This is a genomic window from Undibacterium sp. FW305-107 (assembly GCF_058788535.1).
In genome coordinates, this window is record NZ_JBYTAV010000004.1 from 66,140 (window position 1) to 89,072 (window position 22,933).

Annotated in this window: 23 protein-coding genes; 17 read left to right on the plus strand and 6 right to left on the minus strand. The window is 50.2% G+C overall.

Annotated features, from left to right (window positions below):
• Positions 1-62 precede the first annotated feature (62 nt).
• Together AC3WQT_RS09905 and AC3WQT_RS09910 are read left to right on the plus strand one after the other, a co-directional pair.
• Positions 63-989, plus strand: coding sequence for a LysR family transcriptional regulator (locus AC3WQT_RS09905; RefSeq protein ID WP_492703711.1), 927 nt, complete (start codon positions 63-65; stop codon positions 987-989).
• Complete coding sequence (locus AC3WQT_RS09910; protein WP_492703712.1) at positions 986-1,417, plus strand: cupin domain-containing protein; 432 nt, start codon at positions 986-988, stop codon at positions 1,415-1,417. Before AC3WQT_RS09905 ends, AC3WQT_RS09910 begins: the two co-directional genes overlap by 4 nt.
• A gap of 3 nt (positions 1,418-1,420) precedes the next feature.
• Here AC3WQT_RS09910 and AC3WQT_RS09915 read toward each other — a convergent pair whose 3' ends face one another.
• Positions 1,421-2,062: an ABC transporter ATP-binding protein gene (locus AC3WQT_RS09915; protein ID WP_492703713.1), complete on the minus strand. Its 642-nt coding sequence runs from the start codon at positions 2,060-2,062 to the stop codon at positions 1,421-1,423.
• Between the two features lie 88 nt (positions 2,063-2,150).
• Positions 2,151-2,660 carry a hypothetical protein gene (locus AC3WQT_RS09920; RefSeq protein WP_492703714.1) on the minus strand — a complete coding sequence of 170 codons (510 nt, stop codon included), beginning with the start codon at positions 2,658-2,660 and terminating at the stop codon, positions 2,151-2,153.
• A gap of 238 nt (positions 2,661-2,898) precedes the next feature.
• On the opposite strand from AC3WQT_RS09920, the gene AC3WQT_RS09925 reads away from it, so the two are divergent.
• On the plus strand, positions 2,899-3,420 hold the full coding sequence (locus AC3WQT_RS09925) for an SH3 domain-containing protein (RefSeq protein WP_492703715.1): 522 nt from the start codon (positions 2,899-2,901) through the stop codon (positions 3,418-3,420).
• 92 nt (positions 3,421-3,512) lie between these two features.
• Here AC3WQT_RS09925 and AC3WQT_RS09930 read toward each other — a convergent pair whose 3' ends face one another.
• Positions 3,513-5,564 carry a right-handed parallel beta-helix repeat-containing protein gene (locus tag AC3WQT_RS09930; RefSeq protein ID WP_492703716.1) on the minus strand — a complete coding sequence of 684 codons (2,052 nt, stop codon included), beginning with the start codon at positions 5,562-5,564 and terminating at the stop codon, positions 3,513-3,515.
• Between the two features lie 406 nt (positions 5,565-5,970).
• Between AC3WQT_RS09930 and AC3WQT_RS09935 the strand changes: the two genes are divergently transcribed.
• The 3 genes from AC3WQT_RS09935 to AC3WQT_RS09945 are packed head-to-tail and all read left to right on the plus strand — an operon-like array spanning position 5,971 to position 8,024.
• Complete coding sequence (locus tag AC3WQT_RS09935) at positions 5,971-6,273, plus strand: hypothetical protein (RefSeq protein WP_492703717.1); 303 nt, start codon at positions 5,971-5,973, stop codon at positions 6,271-6,273.
• Between the two features lie 57 nt (positions 6,274-6,330).
• Entirely contained in the window at positions 6,331-7,095 is a 765-nt protein-coding gene (locus AC3WQT_RS09940; RefSeq protein ID WP_492703718.1) for a hypothetical protein, read from the plus strand.
• A gap of 35 nt (positions 7,096-7,130) precedes the next feature.
• On the plus strand, positions 7,131-8,024 hold the full coding sequence (locus AC3WQT_RS09945; protein ID WP_492703719.1) for a DKNYY domain-containing protein: 894 nt from the start codon (positions 7,131-7,133) through the stop codon (positions 8,022-8,024).
• Positions 8,025-8,052: 28 nt separating this feature from the next.
• Here the strand turns inward: AC3WQT_RS09945 and AC3WQT_RS09950 are convergent, their stop codons facing one another.
• Complete coding sequence (locus tag AC3WQT_RS09950; RefSeq protein ID WP_492703720.1) at positions 8,053-8,553, minus strand: globin domain-containing protein; 501 nt, start codon at positions 8,551-8,553, stop codon at positions 8,053-8,055.
• A gap of 282 nt (positions 8,554-8,835) precedes the next feature.
• Here AC3WQT_RS09950 and AC3WQT_RS09955 point away from each other — a divergent pair, with 282 nt between their 5' ends.
• The 9 genes from AC3WQT_RS09955 to map all read left to right on the plus strand — a co-directional run bounded on the left by AC3WQT_RS09955 (position 8,836) and on the right by map (position 16,258).
• Complete coding sequence (locus tag AC3WQT_RS09955; protein WP_492703721.1) at positions 8,836-10,200, plus strand: aminotransferase-like domain-containing protein; 1,365 nt, start codon at positions 8,836-8,838, stop codon at positions 10,198-10,200.
• 518 nt (positions 10,201-10,718) lie between these two features.
• Positions 10,719-11,348, plus strand: coding sequence for a GGDEF domain-containing protein (locus tag AC3WQT_RS09960; protein ID WP_492703722.1), 630 nt, complete (start codon positions 10,719-10,721; stop codon positions 11,346-11,348).
• 47 nt (positions 11,349-11,395) lie between these two features.
• Positions 11,396-11,815, plus strand: a complete 420-nt coding sequence (locus AC3WQT_RS09965) for a globin family protein (protein WP_423007713.1) — start codon at positions 11,396-11,398, stop codon at positions 11,813-11,815.
• A gap of 213 nt (positions 11,816-12,028) precedes the next feature.
• Positions 12,029-12,994, plus strand: coding sequence for a sensor histidine kinase (locus AC3WQT_RS09970; RefSeq protein WP_492703723.1), 966 nt, complete (start codon positions 12,029-12,031; stop codon positions 12,992-12,994).
• Positions 12,991-13,596, plus strand: a complete 606-nt coding sequence (locus tag AC3WQT_RS09975) for a response regulator transcription factor (RefSeq protein ID WP_492703724.1) — start codon at positions 12,991-12,993, stop codon at positions 13,594-13,596. The genes AC3WQT_RS09970 and AC3WQT_RS09975 overlap by 4 nt, the downstream gene beginning before the upstream one ends.
• Before the next feature lie 69 nt (positions 13,597-13,665).
• Entirely contained in the window at positions 13,666-14,211 is a 546-nt protein-coding gene (locus AC3WQT_RS09980) for a CPBP family intramembrane glutamic endopeptidase (protein ID WP_492703725.1), read from the plus strand.
• A gap of 184 nt (positions 14,212-14,395) precedes the next feature.
• A complete protein-coding gene (locus AC3WQT_RS09985; RefSeq protein ID WP_492703726.1) occupies positions 14,396-15,250 on the plus strand; it encodes a DUF72 domain-containing protein in 855 nt (284 codons plus the stop codon).
• Between the two features lie 31 nt (positions 15,251-15,281).
• Positions 15,282-15,494: a ParD-like family protein gene (locus AC3WQT_RS09990; RefSeq protein ID WP_110254862.1), complete on the plus strand. Its 213-nt coding sequence runs from the start codon at positions 15,282-15,284 to the stop codon at positions 15,492-15,494.
• On the plus strand, positions 15,491-16,258 hold the full coding sequence (gene map, locus AC3WQT_RS09995) for a type I methionyl aminopeptidase (protein WP_492703727.1): 768 nt from the start codon (positions 15,491-15,493) through the stop codon (positions 16,256-16,258). Before AC3WQT_RS09990 ends, map begins: the two co-directional genes overlap by 4 nt.
• A gap of 15 nt (positions 16,259-16,273) precedes the next feature.
• Here map and AC3WQT_RS10000 read toward each other — a convergent pair whose 3' ends face one another.
• Both AC3WQT_RS10000 and AC3WQT_RS10005 read right to left on the minus strand, forming a co-directional pair.
• Complete coding sequence (locus AC3WQT_RS10000) at positions 16,274-18,391, minus strand: metallopeptidase domain-containing protein (RefSeq protein ID WP_492703728.1); 2,118 nt, start codon at positions 18,389-18,391, stop codon at positions 16,274-16,276.
• A complete protein-coding gene (locus AC3WQT_RS10005) occupies positions 18,388-20,331 on the minus strand; it encodes a prolyl oligopeptidase family serine peptidase (protein WP_492703729.1) in 1,944 nt (647 codons plus the stop codon). The genes AC3WQT_RS10000 and AC3WQT_RS10005 overlap by 4 nt, the downstream gene beginning before the upstream one ends.
• 352 nt (positions 20,332-20,683) lie before the next feature.
• Between AC3WQT_RS10005 and AC3WQT_RS10010 the strand changes: the two genes are divergently transcribed.
• Both AC3WQT_RS10010 and AC3WQT_RS10015 read left to right on the plus strand, forming a co-directional pair.
• On the plus strand, positions 20,684-21,598 hold the full coding sequence (locus tag AC3WQT_RS10010; RefSeq protein ID WP_492703730.1) for a helix-turn-helix domain-containing protein: 915 nt from the start codon (positions 20,684-20,686) through the stop codon (positions 21,596-21,598).
• A 177-nt stretch (positions 21,599-21,775) separates the two neighbouring features.
• The gene (locus tag AC3WQT_RS10015) at positions 21,776-22,678 is read left to right on the plus strand and encodes a hypothetical protein (protein ID WP_492703731.1); all 903 of its coding nucleotides are present in this window, start codon (positions 21,776-21,778) and stop codon (positions 22,676-22,678) included.
• Positions 22,679-22,933: the final 255 nt, after the last annotated feature.

The window sequence follows — 22,933 nt, forward strand, 5'->3', positions numbered from 1 at the left end:
TGAAAATAGGCTTAATAATTAAAGCATCTATTCCAATTTAGAAAAGATAAGGTGATTTGTGCATGATAGAACTGGCTGATATGAAGCTGTTTGTGCAGGCGGTAATCAGCGGCAGCCTGTCTGCTGCTGGCCGTGAACTGGGGTTTTCACCAGCCGTAGGCAGCAAGCGCATGAGCCGGCTGGAATCCGCCTTGGGGACGAGGCTACTGCAACGCAGTTCGCGCCGGCTTAGCCTGACGGAAGAAGGTGCGCTGTATTTCGAACGCTGCCAGGCCATTTTGCTGGATGTTGCCAATGCCGAAGCTGAACTGGGGCAAGGCCAGGCAGAGCCACGTGGCATGCTACGCGTCTCCTCGCCGGTCGCTTTGGGCAGGCACTACATAGGCCCCGCATTGGCAAAATTTGCCAGTCAATATCCAGAGCTGCAAGTACAGCTTTCGCTGAGTGACCAGTTGATTGATCTGCTTGCATCCGGCTTCGATTGTGCCATCAGGATAGGTGCAAACAACGATTCACGCCTGGTCGCACGCACACTGGCAGCCAACCGCCGTGTCATTTGCGCGGCTCCCGCGTATATCGTCAAGCATGGCAAACCAGATACACCAGCCGATTTACTGCAGCACAGTTGCATACTCATGCAATCGTCCAGCGTCATGTATGCAGACTGGCATTTTCATTCCCTCGCATCACAAGAAGAACAAACCATCAGGGTACGCGGCAACTGGCTAACCGATAATGGTGAGCAGGCGCATGACTGGGCAATCGCAGGTCTGGGGTTGGTCAGACGATCAGTGTGGGATGTGGCAGCAGCTTTGGCAAGCGGTGAGTTGATTGAAGTTTTGTCAGAATGGGCAGATATCAGCGCACCGATACAAATCATGTATCCATCGCGCCGCTATTTACCGCTGCGCACTCGCTTGTTCATAGATTTGCTGGTGGCAGAATTTGCAGCAGCAGAAAGTAACAACCATCCACAGAGAAATAAATGAAAATATCCACATCATTATTTTGCATACTTGCCGCTGGCTGTCGCTTATGCATGGCCACACCCGCAGACACTGCGCATGCCATGGTCGTCATCAATGAGGATGATGTCAAACGTGATGAGCCACCACCGCACGGTGCAATTGGCATGTCAACGGCTTACCGCATCAGTGATGCCGCACCTGCACCACGCAGCATGGAATTCAGGAAACGTATTTTGCATCCCAAGGCAGAGATAGGTTTGCACCCAATTGCCCATGACGAAATTTATTACGTGCTTTCTGGCGAAGGCACAGTCAGTTCAGACGGCAAGACTGCAGCTTTAAAAACCGGCATGGCCGCCTACTTATACAAGGGTGCAGTAGTTGGTATAAAACAAGTGGGGACTGCGCCGTTGAGCATTATTGTCAGCTATCCCAATGCTGCACATTAAAGCTCAGTCGCCCAGCTCTATCAGGCCAGACAAAGGCAGGCCTTGCGGCTTGACATACATGGCAAGTATCCAGGCCTTTGCTGTATCTGACGCATAATGATTGAGCATACCCACAATAAAATCAATGGATGACTTGTCCAGGGCAGCAAAGGGATCATCAAGCAAACTGACTGTGGCACCAGCAGCAAAAGCCGCGGCCAGCCAGACCTTGCGTTTGCTCCCGGTAGACAGCATGAATATCTGCTTGTTGATATGTGGACTCAAACCAAGGCCCTCAATGGCTTGCGCCAAAACAGCATCATCAAACCCTCGATATGCGCTGCGCACGGTAGCGAAATATTCAGGCACAGGCAATTGGTCAAACTCATCTGTACGTGGGTCTACCCAGAATACCTGGCTGCGATAGGCATCAGGCTGTGCATGCAAAGATGCATCTTTAATCTGTAATTGCCCGCTTTGTGCACTTAAGTCACCTGCCAGCAATTGCAACAAACTGGTCTTGCCGCGACCATCACCACCCAGAACCAGCGTAATGCCTGCGGGTATATCGCAAGACCAGTTGGTGAACAAAGGCTGGCCGGGATAATGAAAAGTCAGATCAGTCGCTTGCAGGATCGTGTTTCTCTGGTTGCTCGTGGTTGTCATTGCGCAGGCATCTATTTATTTGGTGATGACGCATAGTATAAGCTGTCATCACGAAAAGACACTGGCAAAGCGGCAAGCCCTGACTGCTTCACTCTTTGACGAGATAACCCCGCATGATCCAGCTCAGCGTTGCATTACCACCATTTTGTGGAACATAAGCATTCCAGAACATGCCATAACCACCGGGAACACGGATACCAGCTGCCAGTAACTGGGTTTTCATGGGATAGCCGGTACTGGCCTCCAGCGGCACCCGTGCCAGGGTGACAATGCCAGAATTTGCTTGTCCGGGCGGGCTCAGATACAAGGTGGCTGTGCCCGCCAGTGCCAATGGATTCTGTATCGTTTCTATCTCCAGTATCACCAGTGAATAGCCGTTAGGGACGGAATATGAACTGGTAGTCCCTGGCGGCAATTGGCCACCTTGCCACACACTCCATTGTGCAATACCGCCGCCATAAAAAGATTTGTTGCCGTTGATGGCGATCATGCGTGTGGCGGGTACACCGAGATGCGTCAGCTCCTGCGCTTGCACAGCCGGGCTGGATAAGAAATAAAAGCTGCTTGCCAATAACAGGCATTTAAGTTTGTTCAACATTGAGAGTGCCCAGATAGAGATGAATGAGTGACTACAGCAGTCAAGTACTTCGCATGGTCACAGAGTTCATGGTCTGCAGTAAGTGTTCCTTGTCACAAGAATGTATGACTGATGTCATATTCTCATTTTCAATTGCCTTATCCGCCTCAATCTCTGTCTTGTCCTGAATAAAGCGTGCTAGACTTTTTTGAGTTTGTTTCTGATCCACTTAATCCAATTGCACCTGTCTGCGGTGACCATGAATACACCATTCTCTCTATCAAAAAGCACCGTTTGCAGTTTTCTGCTTGTAATGGGCGCGCTGTACGGCAATGTGGCACATGCCGAGCCTGAAGTGACCGCATGCAAACTCAAAGTTTTTTCCATTGATCCTGACACCAGGGGCAGCAATATCCGCAGCGGCCCGGGCTCCGAACACAAGGTGCTGGCCAGCATCAAAGACAGCGATTCACAAATGGAAATCACAGGCTCAGCCGGGAAATGGCTGCGTGTTCGCCAGGTCAGTGGCATGGGTGGCGAGGTGTATTTCAAAGGCGAGGGCTGGGTATTCGCACCCTTGACTGGCGTCAATGCGCGGGCAAGTGTGAGCCTGCGTGCCAACCCGCTTACGCAAAGTGCCATGACAGGAAAAGTTCCTGCCGATGCAGGTGCATCAGTGCAAAGCTGCCATGGCGAATGGCTGGAGATACAATATAAAAACATGAAGGGATGGATGCCTCCTCGCTCATATTGCGGCAATCCTGTGACGACCTGCTCATAAAAAATACTGTCATACAAAAGCCCCATAATTGCTGTAGCACTATGGGGCTTTTTCCATCAGAGAACGTCAATTAATACTGGCTTTCCCTGTCATCAAAATTCAAAGGCACCAATATCGATCATGCCATCCTGCTTGCGCAAGATCGCAGCGCCGGGTTGTGCCACTGGCAGCAAACTGGATGTCAGGTTACCCAGACCATTGCCAGCATTGATCAGAGGCGAACCAATTGCCGGGCGATAATCATGCTGTGCCACGTTCGCCAATACCGGATTATTATTGGCACCCAGATTGCTATTCCAGCCATTCACGACTGCACCTGTCAGATGCCCGACCCAATACTGCGCAGCATTTGGCGAAACCCAGTTATTTGTCATATTGACGGTACCCTTGCCCAGTGCCATGGCCTGTACTTTACCTGGCGAGCCCGGCGTGACTGGTAACGCATAAAACAGATTATTCCTGACATCGGCAACAGCATTGGGCATGCCCAGATTAAACATCAGGGTCTCTGGATAAATGCCATGGGTGGCGTCACCTCTTACCACCATCGTATTATTGTAGAAGAACAGGGTACCCTGACGATAATTTGCCGTCAGACCACTGTCACCGCCATAATTGACCAGGTTGGTACTATTGCTACCCGGCGTCACATCAAACAGATTGCCATAGACATAGGTCGATGCATAATTTGGCTCACCATAAATGAGTGCATTACCACCAGTAGAATCCATCAGATGCAGTTGCAGTCCACAGCTTGACGCAAAGGTGTTGTAACGGACAACCAGACCCGATGAACGGTCTTTTAAACAATCACCAAAAGCACCCGGGCGCACATCACCGAAATAGTTGTACTGGAAGATGATATCGCGCGCTTCTGTATAGCTATTGTGCTCAGAGTAACCGTTAGTCACATTGGGAACAGGTGCATTGCCGTTGTTGTAGAAGGTATTAGCTTCGATCAGCACATCTTGCGACAACTCCACCAGCGTGCCGTTTTTTGAATTAATGAAAAGGCCATTACCGCAATTGTGCATGACATTATTCTTCACCACCAGATGTGCCGCAGCTTCGACGAACAGGCAAGTGCCGAAGGCAGCATAGCTATCTGTTTTCTGGCCCTGCGCATCAGAGAAGGAATTGCCATACACTGAATTGCGGATGTCCAGATTCTCAATGCCGATATAACCCACCGGTCCATTATTGTAGTTGTAGCCAGCCTGCGGCCCCACCATGACCAGACCCAGCTTATACAGTGCACGGGGAGTGCTGGCATTGTCATGATATTGCAGGGTGCGTGCAGCCTGGCCTGGCAATGTCTCCAGCTGTGTTGCCAGCTTGCCCTGTGCATCTGGCGCACCATCAATGATGGGCCGCGCACCGGTCACGGGGTCAGGCACGCCGATAACACGCATGAATTTATTCGGTGCAGTCGGTGCCAAATTGGTACCTGCTGAAATCAAGATCATTTCATGGTAAGGCACATTATTTGGCTTGGCATAAATCCTGACCGTGTCGCAGCCTTTTAACTGGCTCCATGGCAACTGGCCCAAGGCGGTATAGGTTTTGCCCACGCCTACGTCATAATAATTGATGACAGCACAGGCAGACTGATCTGCATTCATGGTTGGCGTGGTCGCCCTGTTGATGGTGGATGAACCGGAAGCAGGCGGTATGCCGGTACTGGCTGCCGTGATGACAAATACCCGTGAACGGCTATAAACAACACCCGCTACAGTAGCGCTGGCTGTAATAGTGGCGCTGCCTGAGGGTGCATTGGCAGGCACTGCCAATAAATAATTGCCTAGTGCATTAGCGACAGCGACCTTGCTGACTGTCATCAGCGCAGGGTTACTGCTGCTGACCGTGATGGCCACTGATGTGTCTGTCGCGCCGGTCTCGCTTATAAATTCGATGAGCGCATATTCCAAGGAACCAGCATTGCGCGCATTGCTGGCTTCAAAACCCACGGTTTTGGATGAGAACCCTATACGAGCCGGGGTAGTGACTGCATTTGCTGTCTGTGCAGACAGTGAAATTGCGGTCACTGAAACGACAACCAGACAAATGCCAAAAGCCAGTACCCTGATCAGCTTTTGATGCAGCTTTTGATGCAGCTTTTGATACAGTTTTTGATGCATTTTCATACTATTTCTCCTGACGACGCGACTTTACAAATGAAGGCAAATGAAATCAAATGAATGTTGTCGCAAAAAATTGAATATGCGGATTTCAAATCTGGCGAGTATCATCACAAGTCTGCGTTCATAAAATAAGTGTCTGTCGTCAGGTATTTATATGACATTGAGCATATTGAATGCAGACTCTGTTTGTGAAGACCTGATACGGAAAATAGATTCTGTCGCAAACAGGCTGCCTTGCTGATTCATCGGAAAGGATGCTGGAAAGAAAAATCTGAGAAAACCTTCTTTTTTAACTTGCATCTCGCCTGTATCCATGCACTAGGGCAAGGCTTGTATCTATTCCGGACGACAGCGCAGGTGCAAACTTATCCAATCTTAATTTCAATCCTTCAAGAAAGAGACATGCATCATGATCAAACTGACCCGAATGAAACTGACCCACTTGATACAGGCACTGGTGCTGACCTCCGTCGTAGCCACTGGCAGCGCGGGTGCTGCCGATCCAAGTTCCGCCAATGAAAAAGACCAGCTGCGCTCTACCCTGCTTGAAAGCAAAGAGAAAAACAAGGGCATTACCATCCATACCAGCGGCAACAATGTCGCCATGGTGGTCACTGCGCTGGAAGAAAAATATGTCATCGGACGTAACCAGCAAGCCAGCCGCATCGTCATCCGTCTGGACCGTATAGACGGCGTCTCTGCAGCATTCTGATCCATATTGCCAACGTCAGGCATCGTCAAACGAAGCGCAAAATCAAGGAGAATTACGATGTCTGACTGGGTATTTGTGGCAACGGGGCTGGCCGCAGCTGGCTTTGTGTATGGCTGGCGGCGCAAACCTCCTGGCGCTGGCAAGCATTCCTATCTGAGCTGGATCATGGCTTTTATATTCGGCGCACCAATAGCTAGCCTGCTATTGGCAAACCTGTTTGGCAGCGCTGTATTGGGTTGGATTTTTGGCTTGTCGTTGATGTTCGTGTGGCCGCTGGCCATCCTGTTCATCGCAGGCAAGGCAGCTGGTTCGCTGCTGGCTCAGCGCGATCAGCATAACAATCATGAGCCTCCCATGTTGCACATACGTATCGACAGGGACAGTGTGCATGCAGGCGATGACACCGTGTCACATGCCGAAAACATCGCCATCCCTGCCAACACCAGCCTGGCAAGCTTGCTCGAGCAAATCCGCGCAGGCAATTTCCTGCCATCCATCAGCGGCGGCAAAGCAACGTGGATGATAGAATCTTCAGGAAGCCAGTTCAAGACCATAGGTGTACTGGCCCAGCAATGGCAAGACCCCTGCATGATCATAGATGCAGCGGAAAATGTAACGCAGCACTTTGCAGGCCACCAAGCCAATCTGTTCTTCCGTTATCGCTGCCAGATTGACCCAGGAACCGTACATGCAGAATTGCAGGCTTCGTATGCAAACAGTATTAGCCAGACACCAATACATGGCCCTGGCGGCATCACCAGCCTGGTAAAGCATGCAAGCTATCTGCGCAGTCTGATGAATCCGGGTTCAGACAGATGTTAAGGAAAATCAGAAAATACCCACCCTGGATCATATTAATGGGCATCATCTCTTTCTTGTTCGGTTGCGGTAATGAATCAGCCTATTATAAAAAAAATGGTAAATGGCATTACGATGGCACGGTCATGAATAGCCAGAATGAGCTCGTCAATTTCACCCCCATAGACGACTATTTTGCCAAAGATACGCGTTACGTTTATTACAGAGGCGTGCCGATTTTTAACGGCAATGATGCGAGTGACAGTGCCAGCTTCCAGGTGTTGAGTAAATACTATGCCATGGACAAGGCCATGGTATTTTTTTGCGATACTGAACGTGACAGCAAAGAATACTGGAGCATCAAACGTACTGTCGTCAAAAAAATCAGGGATGCTGACCCAGCCAGCTTCCGCATGATGAGCGACGGTTATCTGGCCAGAGATAAATCACATCTCTTCAGACAAGACAAGATCGTGCCGGTGCAGGATATTGACAGTTTCGTCCTGCTGGAACATTTCTTCGCAAAAGACAAATTACGTGGCTACTACCGTGAAACTGAGATTGCAGGCAGTGACGGGCTTACTTTCACAGCGCTGGATGCACACTATGCAAAAGACCGGTCAAAAATTTACTACGTCGATGGATTCAATGTGGGCGGAAGTCTCAGGAGCGTCAGTTACGAAACATTCAGAGTAATAGAAGAAGGCTATGCCCTTGATGGCAACAAAGCCTATTACCATGGTGATGTCATCAGCAAAGAAGATGTAGTTTCATTGCAGTATCTGGCGATGGGATATGCAAAAACTTCACGCCAGGTTTTCTATTATGGGAAACTGCTAAAGGGTGCAGATGCGCCCAGTTTTGCCATGGTCGAACGCTTTAACGGCAATTTTGATGCGACAGATAAAACCGGCCAATACAGTGCAGGGGAACGCGTCAAGGCGTCACCGTAAAACCTGTGCACTACTTTGTATATATAGCTTAGTTTTTTGCAGCGCTGGCCATGCCATGCCGCATGACCGTCGCCATATGATCAAACAAGCCTTCCCAGGCACTGCGATGCGCGGCAGTAAACCTGGCACCGCCGCGTTCTGCCAGGGTATCAATCAGGACATTGCGCATCACACCAAAGTAAGCCTGCTGAACCTGATAATGATGATGGCGCACGCCGGAAGCGCGCAATAGCAACAGCAATTGCTCGGGCTGATGTACCAGTGCCACGGTTTCTTCAAGCGTGTGGGTCAAGCGCCCCTGTTGCTCTGTCATGTCACCGGAAAATAACTCGATCACCGCTGGTGCAGCGGCAAACAGCTTGCGATAAAAATCAACAGCCAGATCACCAGGCGCAGTAATTGCCGCAGCCCAGCCCGATGTGATCAACGCAGCGATTTCGCCTTGAATAGTCATCAGCCATTGTTCAGCTGCGGCCAGCTGAGCTTTATTGGGTGCACGAGAAGTTGGTGCTGATGGTGCCTTGGTCATCGGTAGGGCTCTTGTTTTCAGGGTTAACAGTCTTTGGACTTTGGAATGAATAGATGTTAAGTATATCCGGTATCGTCACTGGCATAGAAGAAACTGGCTATACAGACAAATACATACTTCAGTATGCATGGGCAAAATCACTATTTGATACTCAAGCCTGTACCGGATATGTTATAAGTATTGGAGGCAATGTTGCACTGCGAGTTTCATCAGATTCTATTGCCTTCCCCTTATTACATCAGCGGATGGCCTGGTAAATTCTTGCAAAATTGAGGATTTTTTGTGACAAAGAACAAGTATCAAATATTGGCAGATGAATTGGCTGATGCGATATTGAGCAAAAAATTGGCCGTCAATGCACGCCTGCCCTCAGTACGCGAACTCATGCAACAACATCAGCTCAGCCTGGCGACTGTCACCAATGCCCTGCATACCCTGGAAGAAAAAGGCCTGGTCGAACCACGTGGCAAGGCAGGCTATTTTGTCAAACCAGCAGCCCGGCAAGAGATATCAACCTCTCAGCCACATACTCAGGCAGATTTGCAAAACATGTCTGCCAGCGTACTGAAGTGGGGGCCAGCTGAAGACCTGTTTCCTCAACAACGCTGGCAAAGTCTGTTGGGCAGTGTGATACGCCGCCACCCATTTCTGTCTACGCGCCATGCCCACGCCTATGGCCATCCTCGCCTGCGTGCTGAATTGGCAAAACGCAGTGCTGAGAATGGTTGTTTTCTGAAGGAAGAAGAATTAATCGTCACACAGGGTGCGACAGAAGCCCTGTTACTGGCCTTGCGGGCAACCAGTGAAGCTGGAAGCAAGGTATTGGTGCAGGCCCCCGTCAGCGTTCTGTATAGCCGTCTGCTGGAAACCTTTACCCTGACACCGGTAACCGTGCACAGCAGCGTAGACGCGCCAGATTTTCTGGCGGAAGTACAGGCCATACTTGAAGGAGACGACCCACCCAAGGTTTTTCTGCTGGTCGCCAATTACCATTTTCCAACCGGTGCACTGATGCCTTTGCCAGTGAAACGCAATCTGCTAAGACTGGCAGAAAAGCATGGCGTCACCATCATAGAAGATGATGTTTACGGCGACTTGCAACATGATGGTGCACGGCCACTGACCTTGAAATCCTTTGACCTCAAAGGCAATGTCATTTACGTCAACTCCTGCTCTAAAACCCTGGCACCCGGCTTGCGCATAGGCTGGCTGGCGGCGGGTAGCTGGCGTGAACGCATAGAATATTTGAAAAGCGCATCAGCCAGCAGTGTCAATGAATTATCACAACTTGTTCTGGCAGAATTTCTGGCCCAGGGCAGCCATGTGCCGCACTTGCGCAAATACCGCCAGCAATTAAAAACACGCACCGGTGAATATTTATCCATACTGCGTCTGGTGCTCGGCAATACCGTCAAACTGGCCGATATGCCAGGTGGCTATAGCTATTGGCTACCCTTGCCAGGCAAGATCAGTTCAGAAGAAATACAAACACAAATCCGCGCCAACTGGCCTTTGCTGGATGAAGCTGAGACACCACAGATTGCACTGGTCTCAAACGGCGTTTGCGTAAATACTTCAATCCCGCTGACTGATCCCCTGCGCCAGTCACTGACTGCATTTTGCTTTTATCTGCGTGGATTCTATTAGCGCTTTTTTATGTGAATAAAGCAGTAAAAAAACGGGCTCTTACCCGCTTTTTTATTTTGTATCTACCGACAAGATCCCTGCTTGTATCTATCTGAAAAATCCGCTCTCCAACATACTTCTTCCCATGCCAAGGCATGATCAGGCGCATTTATACACCACTGTCTGATACTGCATAAGAGCATCTGAGCACGCTGTACTTTCTGAACACTCTTGTATTCATACAGAAAGCACTACCTTGTATCTAACAATGCGTCCGTCTGTAATCAATACTAGGCAGACTCGAACTCATTTCATAAATAGGATGAGTGCGAACAAGGCGATTTGGGGTGCAGTGCAAGGCGTGACGCGCAGCTAAGGCGTCTGCCCTAGCAAGCGGCACAACGCAGCAATTCACCCAAATCGTCAGTTCCCGAAGGGTTTGCCTCATAACGCGTGCTGGACTGCGTTATGAGGCAAACGCATCTCATCCTATTTATGAAATGAGTTCGAATATTCATCTGCTTATGAAAAGAATTTTTATGCAAACTTCACAAAAATTATTTTACAAAAGATATCAACATGATTTCATATGTTCCGCATCGACCGGTAAAAATGAAAGCAAGACCACGGCTGTATTGCTGAAAGAAATTTCACGCCTGAAGCGTTTTATTTCCGATCTGGAAATTGAAAACCGCACTGACATCCTGACTGGATTATTGAATCGTCGCGGCTTCATTGCAGAATTGAATATGGCCTGGGACCGATGGGTACGTTATGCGGTGCCAACCACGCTGATCATGCTGGACATGAATCGCTTCAAACAGATCAACGACACTTATGGACATGATGTCGGTGACAAGGCATTAAAGCTCATCGCTGTCTATCTGCAAAACAATTTGCGCTCAACCGACATTCTTGGTCGTCTTGGTGGTGATGAATTTGCCGTGATTTTGCCGCATACCAATGCTGAAGAGACCCAGCAGATAGTCAGCAAACTACTGGAAGCCAGCCCTGTCTTACAGATAACTTGGCAGCAGCAACATATCACTATCCCACTGGAATTTGCTCTCGGCTTTTCTGAAGTAAATACCGCTCTTGGCCCGCCCCGGGCCTGGCTGCAAGCTGCTGACTTGCAGATGTACCAAAGCAAAGCTGCCACTGCAGACTAAACACAAACTTTCAACAAACCAACTGCCATTTCAACCGGAGATTTAAAATGAACCAACAAACCGTCACACTCGTACAAGACTCATGGAAACAAGTAGCGACAATTGCCCCTCAGGCAGCTGCCTTGTTTTATCAGAATTTGTTTGCAGCAGATCCGTCACTGAAGCCGATGTTCAGAGGTGACATGACAGAGCAGGGAAAAAAACTCATGCAAATGATAGGTGCAGCTGTTGGCAAACTCAATGACCTGGATAATCTGGTGCCGGTACTGCAAGGCCTGGCCGTGCGTCACGATGGTTACGGAGTCAAAGAATCCCACTATCAGACAGTTGGTGCTGCTTTGTTAAAAACACTGGGGCAAGGTCTGGGCGATCGTTTTACCAACGAAACCAAAGATGCCTGGGCAACAGTATATGGTGTGATGGCGAATGTGATGATTACGGCATCACGTGCTACTGTCGCCGCTTGAAGAAAAATTTGTACTCTCTTTAAGAGGAATGTCAAAGTGAACTTTGTATCTGGAAAGACTGGTGATTTTATCCCTGCCTCAATGACACTATCAAACCGCAAAAGAAAAAACGGAGGTACCAGAGATAACACCACGTCTTTTTTTTGGTTGATCTTGCTAGTCTGGTTTTTGTTGAAATATACAAAAACTATTCCACACACTGGCGAGCTGCTAATGGTAACCGTGACATTGGCCGGTTTCATACTATTGTTTGAATACAGCTTAAAGTTTGATGACCGCCGCCTGGTGGCCTGCATTATCGTTGCCACCATCACGGGTATATTGTGGGCTAACTATAATGCAGGTGCTACCGCATTTGTCATGGTCGGTGTCGGTATGTGCTCGCGCATTGAAAATCCCCGCTCTGCCTATGCAGTCTTGTATATAGTTTGCGCAATGTTATTGATGGCTGATGCTGCCTGGCAGTTGCCTTCTGATTTTCTAATACCAACATTGTTATTTTGCATGCCGGTTGGCCTGGTCGGCATACTATTGGAAAAGTCTGCACGCACAGACGAAAAATTTCTAAGTACACAGGAAGAAGTAGCAAACCATGCCCGCCTCGCTGAGCGCGAAAGAATTTCACGCGATATTCACGATGTGCTTGGCCATACGCTGTCAGTCATCGCCTTGAAGGCTGATCTGGCACGCAAGCTGATCAAGACTGACCTGAGCGCTTGCGCCCATGAACTGATCGACATAGAACACAGTGCACGTAACACCTTGAGAGAAGTGCGTACCACCGTGCGCAACTGCCGTGTGAGCAGTTTGAATGCAGAATTGGCTACTGCAAAAAAAACATTGCAGGCGGCCAATATCCACTTGATTTCCCTGATTGAGCAATGCAGCATCCCCCCGTCAATGGAAAATGTTATCGCACTTTCTTTAAGAGAAGCCGTTACCAATATTATCCGGCACACCAAGGCGAGCAAATGCAAAATCACCCTGTCTTCTGATTCAAAAAATATCAAGCTGACTATTGCAGACAACGGTGCTATCCAGGCAGGCAGCACCATCAAGAAAGGCTGCGGCTTAAGCGGCATGACAGAACGCATTCATGCTCATCAAGGAACAATCAACATCCATCATGTCAATGGCCTGAGCATAGAGATTTTTCTCCCCCTCAAAGGTGCGACATGATACGCATCGTGATCGCAGAAGACCATGCACTAGTATCAGGCGCGCTTGCTGCACTGCTGCGTTTTGAGCCTGATATGCAAGTCATCTCGCTGGCAAAGAATGGCCAGCAGGCACTGGAAGTCTGTCAGAAAGAATGCCCTGACATCCTGTTAACTGACATAGAAATGCCTGTCATGACAGGGCTTGAACTGGCTGCCTGTATTGCAGAACAAAAATTGCCTTGCAAAGTCATCATGCTGACCACCTTCGCCCGCGCTGGCTACTTGCGCCGTGCCACTGCCAGCGGCGTGCGCGGCTACATCCTGAAAGACACGCCCTCAGACAGTCTGGCAACCGCAATCCGCACGGTACAGTCAGGTGGCCGCGTGATTGCACCAGAACTCGCCATGGAAGGCTGGAACGGCCCGCACGACCCCTTATCAGAACGCGAACGCCAGGTACTGCGTCTGGCAGGTTCAGGCGCTGGCAATGCCGACATTGCCAGGCAAATCCATTTATCGGAAGGCACAGTGCGTAATTACCTGTCAGATGCCATTGGCAAGCTGCATGTAAGAAACCGTGGTGAAGCTTACAGGATTGCCAGTGATGCGGGCTGGCTATAGTCACACTCTATAGTCACACTCTATAGCCACACTTCATCCTGTAACTCTTCATTCTTCAAGGTATTTTCCATGATTGATCAAACCTGGATGTCGGCACTGACAAAGCTGGCCATTCCTGCTGCAGGCATCCTGCTCATGTTGCTGATTGCGCATTACCGTCAATTTTCATTACGTGAAGATTTTGGCTTTCGCGTCTTCAGCACATCTACTGCCACTGTATTTTTACTTCTCTGGATATTGCTAATCATCTTGGAAGAAGTCATGAGTGAGGTATTCAATCTCGCCCAGGCCAGGCACTGGCCCGCGTTGCCATTGTCTGTCGTGTTGATACGCATACTGGCAATTGGGGTGATAGGGCCAATATCTGAGGAAATGGCCTGGCGAGGCATTTTCTTTAGTTGGATTAACAAGAAGTTGGGAGCAGTCGCAGCCATCATCCTTCCATCACTCATATGGGCACCCTTGCACCTGCAATATGAAGGGGCAACGCAAATCATACTCATCATCGACGGTATATTTTTAGGTTTGGTGCGCTATAAAACACGATCAGTCTGGCCACCTATCATCTTGCACATCATCGGCAATCTGTTTTCTATCTATCAGTCCCTGGCCTGAGTAGCCTCAATGACAATCCGATAAACGAAGAAGCCAGCTTTGGCATCCCTTAATTCGGAGTTTAAAAAATAACAGAAGCTAAGACGGCCTGTTTTCTTACGCGTCTTTCAGACACCGCTGATACTGAAAACAGCATCCTCGCCCTACCATTTTCAATTATTTATTCCAATCATGCGTCTACTATATGAGCCAACCGCTAACGCCGTCCCTTATTTGCGCTTGTGCAGGCTGGAATGTACCAGGTCTGATAAATGAACAATTATTAGAACAATTTCCATCTTTAGCTCAGGTGCAGGACGAAATAAATTTCTCAAAAAATACGGCATCTGCCCTGACACATTTAGAGCGGTATGCACGATTTCTCACAGGCGTTGAGATCGATTCTTCATTTTATCGCTCACATCTGCCATCAACCTATGCACGCTGGCGCAATAGCGTCCCTGCAGAATTTCGTTTTTCAGTTAAAGTGCCCAAAGCCATTACTCATGTTCTGCGCTTAAAAAACTGTGAATATGAATTGCAAAAATTTACTCTGGAAACTTCCAGGCTGGAAAAAAAATTAGGCTGTTTGTTGATACAGCTTCCTCCCAGTTTGCCATTCGACTATGGGATTGCGCACAAATTTCTTTGTCAGATAAAACAACTTAGTAAAACACCGCTTGCCTTAGAACCACGTCACGCAAGCTGGTTTGAGCCTGCTTCATTCGACTTACTGACTGAAAAAGAAATTTGCCTTGTCGCAGCAGATCCAGGTATTGCAGGATATGACGCGTTGCAAGATAACTTCCCCATCACAGCGTCTACTGTGTATTTACGGCTGCATGGCAGTCCACACATGTATAAATCCAGTTATGACAAAGCCTATCTGGAAAACTTGTCGCTGCGCATTGCTATTTTATTAAAACAGGGACGGCATATTTGGTGCGTGTTCGACAATACTGCAGAGGGAGCAGCATTCCCAAACGCCGTAACTTTACAAAGACAGCACAGCCTGATCTCCAATAAGCCTCTTGCGCAAGCACTTAAAGCGACTATATAATCCATATACGTTTCATATATAAGGATGTCACATGGGCATAGTCAACATCGACGATGATCTGCACGACCAGATGCGCAAAGCCAGCTCTGTGGCTTGCCGCTCCATTAATGCGCAAGCTGCTTTCTGGATCAAGATAGGCATGTTGTGCGAAATGAACCCAACCATGTCTTTCAATGAGATTGTGGTACATGAACTGAAAGCCGCGGGCGTAGAACCCCTGGCTTTCAGGGGAGCATTGACATGACCAAACGACCGGAAGAAATTGCCCTGATGGCAGAATCAGGCAAGCTGCTGGCGAGCGTGTTTACCCATCTGGATCAATTGAACCTGATCGGCATGTCCACCATGCAGGTGAATAACCTGGTCGACAGCTTCATCGTCAATGAACTCAAGGCCCGTCCGGCAAGCAAGGGCCAGTACGGCTATGCCTATGCCTTGAATTCATCGCGCAATAGCGTGGTGTGCCATGGCGTGCCATCTGCAACAGAAATTCTGCAAGACGGTGATATCGTCAATTTTGATATCACCCTGGAGAAAAACGGCTTTATTGCCGACTCCAGCAAAACCTATCTGGTCGGCGAAGTAACAGCATCTGCCAAACGGCTGGTGCAAGTGACCTATGAAGCCATGTGGAAAGGCATCAAGGCTGTACGACCTGGTGCCAGGCTGGGTGATATAGGCCATGCCATTGAAAGCCATGCCAGGAAAAATGGTTACTCTGTCGTCAGAGAATATTGCGGTCACGGCATAGGCCGCGAAATGCACGAGCCGCCCGAAGTGCTGCACTGGGGGCGGCCAAGCACAGGCCTGATATTAAAGGAAGGCATGGTGTTCACCATAGAACCCATGATCAACCAGGGCCGTCATGATGTCGAGACCGAAGATGATGGCTGGACAGTGGTTACCATAGACGGGAAATTATCTGCACAATTCGAGCATACCGTGGCCGTCACAAAAACTGGTGTGCAGGTTTTGACGCTGCGCGCCGGAGAAAGAGCCTTGAACTGAGACCGGATAATGCACTCAGGGTCCAAGACGCACAGGTATGCCAGCCGCAGCACCAATATTGAAATAAGGTCTGGTCGCCAATTGCAAGCCACGGGCCGCCTGCGCATTGGCGAAAGTCCCTGGCTTGAATTCAATCTCCACTTCCTGTCCTGAGACCTTGAATGACTTTATCTGATAGTCCGGAAGGATTTTTCCGTTGGCTTGTTTGAGCAAGACATGCTCTTTACTCAAACGTGAACGTTGAAGAACAAACCAGTTTGACTTACCTACCGCTTGTTCCACATCAACCGTAAAATGCAAATCCCTGAGCTTGTGCAGACGCGCATTTGCCAATGTGACCTTGCGGCTCAGTTGTGCATTGCTGCGCTTGATGACAGTCAATGATGCCGTGTCTTCATCCGTATAAATACGGCCATCTGCTTTTGATGTATCAGTGCTACCAGCAATACTGTCTATACGGATAGTCACTCCCGTTGCCGGGTCTGAAAACACATCACCAGCTTGCCAGGTCGCACCCTGCTCATAGCCATCCAGGCTCTTGTTGACTGGACGCCAGACACCGGTCAAATTACGTTCGCCGCCTACCTCAGGACTATGGTAATACTGTCTGGATATGATCTGCAGCACAGGCTGCTCACCGCTTTCAGGCAGCGTGGTATCCAGCCTGTACAACAATACTCCTGCCTGCTGGTTCTCACTATTCACGCCCAGCCTGGTGCGAAATTCAGCGACGTAAGCCGTAGCCAAACCCGTGCGTATCACGACCATCTTGCTGCCACCTGGCGTTTCAACCGGGCTGATGACATGATGACTGGGCAGCTCGCTGGCCTGGCTGACGACATCGACCTGATCGTCGCGTATCCAGTGCATTTTCCACTTGTGCCAGGCGAGAAAATCTGTGGACTGCCCTCCTATATTCCCCATCATGTCCCATCCACCAACATAGAAGAAGCGATCAACTTCTTCACCCTTGATCTCAGGCTTGTACATATATAAATCAGGCAAGCCAAAAGTATGACCAGTCTCGTGGATCAGCCAGCGATAGCCCCAGATGAACAAGTCATTCCCGGCGGTGACGAAGTTGTCCAGCGTATGGGCTTTGCCATCGCGCTCGACCAGTACCACACGAGAAGGCACTTGCGCCTGCCCCATGTACTGGTCATTGATCGTAGCCGGGCCATTGGGCAAACCAGACTTGCCTTGCGCTGGAATGATCAACAGCAGATCATAGGCATCCACGCGTATGCCATAACGCTCATAGGCGAGTTGCGCGACATCGTGGGCGTAGTGAAACATGTCACCGGTATCTTCCGTATTGCCACCCCATTTATAGTCCTTTGCTTTCTTCCCAAGCATCAGCCAATCGAGCTTGCGGTTGTGCTGAGGCGAGGCCAGTTTAAGTTGCAACTGGCCATAAGACGAGGTGTTGAACCAGTTAGCTGCTGGTTGCAAATAATTCAGATAGGGGCCGAACTGGCTATATTGCTTGTATTGTGCTTCTGCATCAGCCGCTTTGCGGTCAGGGAATTCCACAAACAAGACCAGCATGGTTTTTGTGCGCAGAGTGGGTGTGTTTGTCGCTGTAGCATTTTTTGCGATGAGATGTCCGCCAGTGTCGCGATCTGGTCTGGTATCGCTGAAGCGGTACATACCACGCTGCCCGGTCTGCGTATCAACAAAAGCTGGATCAGTGACGATGGTATTCCAGCCTTCATCAGTCCAGCCGCTGGTACCAATAAGATAGCCGTTCTCAGTTGGTTCACCGGTCTTCAATACAGGTATGGGCCGGGTCGCTGCGTACTTGCCAAATGCGCGGGTCGCGACGGTCGTTCCTCTGGCGCTGATGCGGGCAAAAACTGTAGCGCTAAGTGAGATAGCTAACTCGTCACCCTTGATCTTGACATCAAGAATATCATTGGGAGCGACGATCAAACCATCAGGACGCCTGACCAGAACGTCTGCACCTGTGATGCCGCTCAAGGGCGCATTGCTGCGCAGCTTGATACCAGTAAGCCCGTTGAATACAGCCTGCTCCAGCTTTACATTTACTGTCGATTGTGCGGATGACGGCACGCACAGCGATATCACACATAACGCAAGCGCGTACTTCAGTATCTGGAAAATCCGACTCATGCCACTGCCTCATCCAATTTCAGATACTTTTCAAACCAGGCAATGCGACGCAACCAGCTATCTATGCGGTGGGCGTGTTCACGAAAACTGCCATGGCCTTCACGCGGATAAATTGCCAGTTCGGCAGTAACGCCATGTTCCCGCAAGGCTGCATAAAATTGCTGGGCCTCGCTCACTGGCGTGCAGCGATCGTCACTACCATGTATCAGTAAGGTAGGGGTAATAGACGCATTTGTTTGCCTCAGTATCTGCATCAGCGGAGAACGCTCAAGGGCAACGTGCATATTGGCTTTATCCGTCAATGGCCCGCCATTGATGAAGTTATGGAAATCATGTTCACAAGCGTAATGACAACTGACATGGCTGGAAATCGACGACACCGGCACGGCAGCCTTGAAACGCTGTGTGGTCGCCACCGCCCAGTTGCTCAGGTAGCCCCCATAACTACTGCCAGTGACGCCCAGACGTTCTGCATCGGCAAATCCAAGTGCAATGCAATGATCGATACCGGCTTGAATATCATCAAATTCAGCCCCTGCCGGATCACCGATATTCATGCGGGCAAACTCCTGCCCCCAGCCTGTATTGCCACGATAATTGGGCAAGAAAACTGCAAAGCCAGCCAGCACATAGGGCAAGGCACTGCCAGGATTGAAGCTGTATTTGTTTGCATAGCTGGGGCCGCCGTGGATATCGACTATCATCGGTAAAGGTGATGATCCACGAATAAGCGGCAATAAGACCAGACCCTCAAGCGCCAGACCATCCTTGCCACGCCATGCGATATGATGCACTGCAGGATAATCAGGGAGCGCAGAAATGACATCTGAATTCAAGTCACTGATGCGCGTCCATTCAGCTTCATGCATTTGCTTCCAGCAAACTTCTGGCGGCATGCCTGTAGATTCGCGCACGGTAGCGATCATCTTGCCATTGGCTGACACTGCAATGCGGGCTGTATAGCTATTTTCACCCAGCGTTGCATCTTCTTGCTGTTGCCACTCTACATCACCATCAACTGACATCACGCCATACACTGTACCCAGTCCTTGCCAGCCAGCAAACCATAGCCTGTTATTGCACAGCCAATGAATAGAGCTCAGGTTGAATTGCTGGTCGCGACCATGAATAGCTACTTGCCCGGTCGCGAGATCAAGTATGCGCATTTCACCTGCCACCAGGCCACGATCACTGGCCCAGGCTTCCACGAAAGCGAGCTTGCTGCCGTCGGGGCTTGCCGCAAGTCCCTGCAACTGCCAGACAGGGGTATGCAAGACCGTGATTGCACGGCTGTCAAAATCAACGCGCAGCAATTGCGCATGATGCCAGCCACGCTCGCTGGCATCGCGCGAAGCTATGACGATTGCACCGCCGGGTAGCAGATCAAATTCCCATACGCTATGTTCACTCGGCCCGACTTCTTCTGTCGTGCCACAAGCGAGCGTGATACGAAATAGCCGGCGGCGTACACCATCACCCGATGTAAGTTCGGGTTCTTGCGCATCGCCCCACCAAATCCTGGTAGCGGCACGGGTTGCGCCACCGTTCAGGCCACGGTCGGCAGCAAGCACGACAATAGAATTACCGTCAGCAGACCAGCGTATATCCTCTATCGTGCCGGGGATCTGACCTATGCCTTTTACTTCACCAGACGTCTCCCGCAGGAAAAGTGCAAACTTACCCGGGCAATCATCATCCGAAGCGAATGCCAGCCTGTCGTCGCAGGGAGATGGTCTGACAAGTATGGCAGTGTGCGGCCCGTCTGTGAGTTGCTGCGCACCTGCCGCGTCGAACCGCCAGATACGGCTGGGATTAGGCACTCCGGCCTTGCTGCTGGCGCTGCGTATGCTGGCGAACACGGCATCGCCAGTACAATTGAAAGAAAGATCGGATGCAAAGCGCAAGCTGGCAAGTACGTCGAGAGCGGCTTCTATTGTCATTGAAATATTTCCCTGGTGATGGAGAGCGCAAATCGCTTGCCTTCCCTTAACGGCGGCCCTTAACGGCGTCCCTTAACTGCCGCAAAGTTAACCATCGGATGCAAAAAAGGGCTTGATGCTTTTACTCGATTATTTTCAAGAAATCGGCACAGCCACTACATCATCGTGGGCCGGTACATCACTGTGCTGATTTCGGCATGCCAACTAATGAGAATAATCAAGACTTGCAGTAAAACTGCTGCAATACTGGTACAGCACATGAAAAACAATTGTAATGCGAGAAAATTTGTATCCGCCGTGTTTTTAGAACAAGTCAGATTTGCCGCAATTGAAACCTGAGAGGGGTCTCAACATGTCAGAACCTACAATTGATAACCCTGAAGGTCTGGTTGACTGGTTCCGGCGCGGCGGCGTCACAGGCCCCTTGCGCAACTGCATAGGCCCGCTGCCCATGTCCAGGGCATCCATCGTGCGCTGGTCTTCCGACAAGCCGGATACGACCATACAAACCATAGGCACGCATGCCAATAATTACCGCATTGCGGTCTTGCTCGAACCCCTGGAATCACAAATCTGGAATGGCGAACGAGCAGTCTGCGGTGGGATGATAGGCGCAAATCGCTTTCGCATCTGCCCACCTACATCACAAGGTCGCTGGCGGCGTATGAGCAGCTGCGACATAGTCAATATCTTCATCCCCACCAATGCCATCAGTGCCCTGGGTCGCTTGCGTGATTCTGAAGCACCGTCCTTGCTGGCAGACATCCCATTCACGCCAGACCGCATGGTCATGGACCTGGTCGGAAAATTGCTCAATGCGCAGATGCTGGCCGGGCCACTCGAGCAGCAGTTTTGCGACAGCATGATCACTGCCCTGGCGAGCTATTTGCTGGAGAATTATTCCCAATCAGTGCCCGGACAAAAGCCCAGCAGCCTGTGCGGCACACGCCTGCAAAAAGTGCTTGCCCATATTTCCGAGTGTGTGGCCGAAGATGTGTCGATTGCTGCCCTGGCTGATTCCTGCTCCATGAGCGAATCACATTTCTCTAGAGAGTTCCGCAAAGCCGTCGGGCTTCCACCTCATCAGTACGTCATGAAATTGCGCCTGGAGCGCGCCAGCCTGGCTTTACTGGAAGGCGATGCGCGCATCATTGATATCGCATTTTCCCTGGGCTTCAATAACGTCAGCCATTTTTCACGCGCTTTTGCCATGCGCTATGGCTTGCCACCTGCCAACTTCAGACGGAATCACGCCAGCTGCGCCTGACAAACGATAGGCACTTAGTACAACAGGATTTTGCAATTTTGGCAGGATTTGTAGCGTAGTTGCGCCTTTGGCACTGCACAATGCGACAGACTGTCTGTTCGGATAAAATGCTCACGCTGCAAAGACAAGTATTTTGCAGCCACATTCTCCCACTCTGCCAAATTGCCTGAAGAAAGTATGCATCCTATGCGCCATCGCTTGTCAATTTTCTATGCTGCTGTCGCCTCGCTTTTTATCTCAGGCTGTACCTCGATGGCGACTACGGAAAGCAATCGCAGCCAGCCAGAAACCGACAGCTTGCGTGCCGAGTGTCCCGCCGAAGTTCGCTATGCAGCAGTCGCCCCGGCAACAGCCACGCTGGCTGAATTCAAAGCATTGGCAGAAACCCGTCTGGCGGCCCTGCATCTGAAGGCCGTATGGGCCATACCTGAAGCTGAAACCTTCATCGATAGTCAGGCCGACAGGCTGCGCCTGCAACGCCTGCTCAGCGTCGTTCTGCCTGCGCTGGAGCGTTATCCCTCCGTACTGTTTGAACGCATGCGCCTGAGCGATATCGCCCTGGTCAAGAACCTCAGCGTGGCCGGTCAGCGGCGGCGTGCCATGCCAGCACCGCAAACTGCCAGCGTGGTCTATTCCGACAACGATGAAGACATCTGCCTGGCGGGCATGGAGCTGCGCATACATCACGAGTTCTATCACTTTATCGAACACCGCACCTACGCCGACTTTTATTATCGCGATCCACTCTGGCTGGCCCTGAACCCGGCTACCGTGTCCTACGGCAGTGGTGGTGCAACAGCCTATGGCAAAGGCTTCGTCAACCTCGGCCACCCTGCTGCTGGCATGGTGAGCCGCTATGCACTGTACGGCCCGGAAGAAGACAAGGCAGAAATGTTTGGCTGGATGATGACGCCAGGCTATGCCCAGCGCGTGCTGCAATGGACTGCTGACGACACCGCCCTCGCCAGCAAGCATGGTTTCATGATGCGCTTCTTCCAGGATCAGAGCGGCGGCGCGATGGGACAGGATTATTTCATGCAAAGAGCGCAGGCGGTAGCTGCCACTGCAGTCTATAAATAAGCCTCTGAGTGACTCTCTAAATGGCATAAATTGACTAAAGCTTTTTGAGCAGGTTTCGATAACTTCAGCAAGAAATGCAAAGCAGGGATTTTTTCCCGCGGCAATACTCGGCTCCATCGTATTTGCGTGATTGATGTTGAATCACAATGTGGAGTTGATGTATGCAATGGGTAAGTATAGTCATTGGCATCACCATCGTCTTCATCACGCAGCGATATCACGGCACACCAAGAGGTGCCGGTGATTCACTCAAAT

Coding starts and splice junctions, on each gene's coding strand:
- AC3WQT_RS09905 (WP_492703711.1), top strand. CDS start 63: ATGATAGAACTGGCTGATATGAAGCTGTTTGTGCAGGCGGTAATCAGC.
- AC3WQT_RS09910 (WP_492703712.1), top strand. CDS start 986: ATGAAAATATCCACATCATTATTTTGCATACTTGCCGCTGGCTGTCGC.
- AC3WQT_RS09915 (WP_492703713.1), bottom strand. CDS start 2,062: ATGACAACCACGAGCAACCAGAGAAACACGATCCTGCAAGCGACTGAT.
- AC3WQT_RS09920 (WP_492703714.1), bottom strand. CDS start 2,660: ATGTTGAACAAACTTAAATGCCTGTTATTGGCAAGCAGCTTTTATTTC.
- AC3WQT_RS09925 (WP_492703715.1), top strand. CDS start 2,899: ATGAATACACCATTCTCTCTATCAAAAAGCACCGTTTGCAGTTTTCTG.
- AC3WQT_RS09930 (WP_492703716.1), bottom strand. CDS start 5,564: ATGAAAATGCATCAAAAACTGTATCAAAAGCTGCATCAAAAGCTGCAT.
- AC3WQT_RS09935 (WP_492703717.1), top strand. CDS start 5,971: ATGATCAAACTGACCCGAATGAAACTGACCCACTTGATACAGGCACTG.
- AC3WQT_RS09940 (WP_492703718.1), top strand. CDS start 6,331: ATGTCTGACTGGGTATTTGTGGCAACGGGGCTGGCCGCAGCTGGCTTT.
- AC3WQT_RS09945 (WP_492703719.1), top strand. CDS start 7,131: ATGGGCATCATCTCTTTCTTGTTCGGTTGCGGTAATGAATCAGCCTAT.
- AC3WQT_RS09950 (WP_492703720.1), bottom strand. CDS start 8,553: ATGACCAAGGCACCATCAGCACCAACTTCTCGTGCACCCAATAAAGCT.
- AC3WQT_RS09960 (WP_492703722.1), top strand. CDS start 10,719: ATGCAAACTTCACAAAAATTATTTTACAAAAGATATCAACATGATTTC.
- AC3WQT_RS09965 (WP_423007713.1), top strand. CDS start 11,396: ATGAACCAACAAACCGTCACACTCGTACAAGACTCATGGAAACAAGTA.
- AC3WQT_RS09970 (WP_492703723.1), top strand. CDS start 12,029: ATGGTAACCGTGACATTGGCCGGTTTCATACTATTGTTTGAATACAGC.
- AC3WQT_RS09975 (WP_492703724.1), top strand. CDS start 12,991: ATGATACGCATCGTGATCGCAGAAGACCATGCACTAGTATCAGGCGCG.
- AC3WQT_RS09980 (WP_492703725.1), top strand. CDS start 13,666: ATGATTGATCAAACCTGGATGTCGGCACTGACAAAGCTGGCCATTCCT.
- AC3WQT_RS09985 (WP_492703726.1), top strand. CDS start 14,396: ATGAGCCAACCGCTAACGCCGTCCCTTATTTGCGCTTGTGCAGGCTGG.
- AC3WQT_RS09990 (WP_110254862.1), top strand. CDS start 15,282: ATGGGCATAGTCAACATCGACGATGATCTGCACGACCAGATGCGCAAA.
- map (WP_492703727.1), top strand. CDS start 15,491: ATGACCAAACGACCGGAAGAAATTGCCCTGATGGCAGAATCAGGCAAG.
- AC3WQT_RS10000 (WP_492703728.1), bottom strand. CDS start 18,391: ATGAGTCGGATTTTCCAGATACTGAAGTACGCGCTTGCGTTATGTGTG.
- AC3WQT_RS10005 (WP_492703729.1), bottom strand. CDS start 20,331: ATGACAATAGAAGCCGCTCTCGACGTACTTGCCAGCTTGCGCTTTGCA.
- AC3WQT_RS10010 (WP_492703730.1), top strand. CDS start 20,684: ATGTCAGAACCTACAATTGATAACCCTGAAGGTCTGGTTGACTGGTTC.
- AC3WQT_RS10015 (WP_492703731.1), top strand. CDS start 21,776: ATGCATCCTATGCGCCATCGCTTGTCAATTTTCTATGCTGCTGTCGCC.